General features: G+C 71.8%; 2 protein-coding genes. Both read right to left on the reverse strand.

The window, feature by feature from the left end; all coding sequences use genetic code 11:
* A partial coding sequence (locus H5J30_RS25930) for an NUDIX hydrolase family protein (RefSeq protein ID WP_181789767.1) occupies nucleotides 1-530 on the reverse strand: 530 nt, incomplete at its 3' end.
* Between the two features lie 22 nt (nucleotides 531-552).
* Nucleotides 553-2,616, reverse strand: coding sequence for a discoidin domain-containing protein (locus H5J30_RS25935; RefSeq protein ID WP_181789768.1), 2,064 nt, complete (start codon nucleotides 2,614-2,616; stop codon nucleotides 553-555).
* Nucleotides 2,617-2,741: the final 125 nt, after the last annotated feature.

A 2,741-nucleotide genomic window follows, 5' to 3' on the forward strand; every position in this document is an offset into this window, starting at 1 on the left:
ACGTACCCCACGTGCGCGAGCGCCTGCTTGAGCAGGTGGCCCTGGCCGCCGGGCATCTCCTGCTGCACCACCGGCGAGGCCGCCTCCTGCGGCGTGAACCAGACGAAGTCCAGCGCGTCCTGCCGCGGCCGGCAGTCGCCCGCCACCGGCACGATGTACGCCAGGGACACCGCGTGCTGCCGCGGGTCGTGGTACGGCGTGATGCCGTGGGTCGGGAAGTACTCGGCGATCGTGAACGGCTGCGGCGACGACGGCACCCGCGGCAGCGCCACCGGGCCGAGGTCCTTCTCCAGATGCCGCAGCAGCGCGTCCCTGACCCGCTCGTGGTGCAGCACCCGGCCGGAGACCAGCGCGCGGCTCACCGCGCCGTCCGGGCCGATCCGCAGCAGCAGGCCGACGTGCGTGACCTCGCCCCGGTCGTCGACGCGGACGGGCACCGCGTCGACGTAGAGGACCGGCATCCGTGCGCGCGCCGACTCCAGCTCCTCGGGAGCCAGCCAGCCGGGTGTGGTTTCGGTCAAGTCAGCCATTGGCCGATCTTACGCCGAACCCTCACCCGGAGTGCACGCCCACCTCGTGGAGCGAATAGCCGTGCTCGGTACCCCGCTGCACTCCGGCGATCCGGACATGGCGCGCCTCCGTGGCGTCGAACGTGGCGGTGTCGAGGCCGCCGTCGCCGCTCTCCGTCGCCCACACCGTGCGCCAGGCGTTGCCGTCCGCGGAGACCTCCACCCGGTACGCCTTCGCGTACGCCCGCTCCCAGTCGAGCGTGACCCGGCCGATCGTGCGGCTCTCGCCGAGGTCGAGCCGCAGCCACTGGTCGTCGCTCCACTTGCTGGCCCAGCGGGTGGAGCGGTCGCCGTCGACGGCGCGCTCGGGGGCGTAGCTCGTCAGCAGGCTGAACTCGGTGGAGCTGGCGGTGGCGGCGGCGCCCGCGGCGAGGTTCGCCGGCTTCTCGTGGCCCTGGGCGGCGCCCCAGGTGGTCAGGTAGGACTCGGCGCCGGCCATCAGGTCCTCGACCACGTCGCCGCCGCCGTGCAGCCGCATCTGCTCGATCCAGTCGGGTACGAGGCCCGCGTGCGCACCGCCGTCGGTGTTGAAGTCCCACGTGCGCTCGCCGGTGACCTGCCGGTCGAGGACCGAGCCGCCGTCGGCGCTCGTGAAGGGGTACTCGACCTTGTCGGGGGCGTCCGCGCCGCGGGGCGCGGGCCAGCCGCCGACGCCGTTCATGTCGGTGCCGTAGCCGTAGCCGGCCCCGTACTTGTCGCGCAGCTCCGCGCCGCGCCGGCCCTGCTCGACGAAGTCCTCGGCGGCGTTCATGTACTGCGCGGAGAAGCCGCCGAGGCGGTAGAGCCGCTCGGTCCAGTCCAGGTCCATCCAGCTGTGGCTGGAGATGACGCCCGGATACGACTCCGACTCCAGGATGTCCAGCGCCCGGCCGGCGGCCTTGACGCTCATGTGGTCCAGCTCCAGCATCATGTTGCGTTCCATCATCCCGCGCACCGCGTACTCGCCCAGCCCGCTCAGGCCGCGGGTGTTGCACCGGGCCTGCTGGTCGTACGAGGGGACGGACACCCCCGCGGGCAGCAGCTTCGCCATCTCCGCGGGCGCGTCCGCCAGGCCGATGGGGTTGTCCTGCTGCCGGCCGGTGCACTTCTCGGTGGTCCAGAACGTGCCGGTGGACAGGAACTGCCCGATGTTGACCGCCGCGCCGATCGTGCCGGAGTCGAAGCGCACGCCGCACAGCGCGTTGTCGAACTTGTGGCACAGGAACATGCTGCGCACACCCATGCCGTACAGCTCGTCCAGACCGCGGTCGATGTCGCCCTTGTCGCACTGCGCGACGCCCAGCACCTGCTTGCAGCCGAACGGCTCGGAGGTCTCCACGCCCAGCACCACGGCGAGCTTGCCCTGGGCGACCACCGCGCGCGCCTGCTCGGCGTCGGTGACGATACGGAACCAGCCGCGGCCGGCGCCGCCGTACATGGCGTCGACGTAGTCCTGCATCTCGTAGGTCTTCTCGGCCTGCAGCCGGATCGAGTCCATCTCGTCGCAGCCGCGGTCCTTGGCCGGGTAGATGGAGCAGAGCAGGCCGTTGGTGACGAGGTCCTGCACCAGGACCCGCTGCCCGCCGCGCCAGGCGCGCTCCAGCCAGGCGTAGTAGTTCTGCTGGTGGCTGAGCGAGTCGTTGGCGGGCCAGTGCTCGAACGTCGGCCAGCCGACCGGGTCGTGGTGGCCGTCGGCGCCGCCGGTGACGTTCTCGAAGAGGGCGAGCGCGCCGTCCGGGTAGTGCTCGGGGCAGTCCTTCAGCGCCTCGGTCACGCCCTGCTGGTCGAACGGCTTGCCGCAGATGATCCGGCCGCCGAAGCCCTCGTTGGACATCACGTGGTTGTGCGCGTCGACGAAGCCGCGCACGTCGCCCTGGGCGTCGGTGCCGCGGAACGGCTCGCCGGCGACGTTCACCCCGGAGTCCGGGGCGGGCCGCGCCACGGGGTCCCACCAGTCGTTCGCCGCCGCGGCGGTGCCCGGCCCGGTGCCGAGCGCCGTCAGGACGGCGAAGAGGACCGTGACGAGGCTGATCAGGCCGGCCTTGCGCAGGTACGGCTGTCGGGTCATGGGGTCCCGCCTCCGGTGGCGCGAAAAGGTGAGGAACTTTTCTACGACTGAGTAACCAGAGGATCGCCGCGGATCGACACCCCGTCAAGACACGGGGGAGCGCTTTCCTGCCGCGTACTCGACAA

This window comes from Streptomyces phytophilus, from assembly GCF_013870535.1.
In the GTDB taxonomy this organism is placed as follows: domain Bacteria; phylum Actinomycetota; class Actinomycetes; order Streptomycetales; family Streptomycetaceae; genus Streptomyces; species Streptomyces phytophilus.

Excerpts from the sequence above, each read along its gene's own strand:
- H5J30_RS25935 (WP_181789768.1), bottom strand. The coding sequence starts at position 2,616 with ATGACCCGACAGCCGTACCTGCGCAAGGCCGGCCTGATCAGCCTCGTC.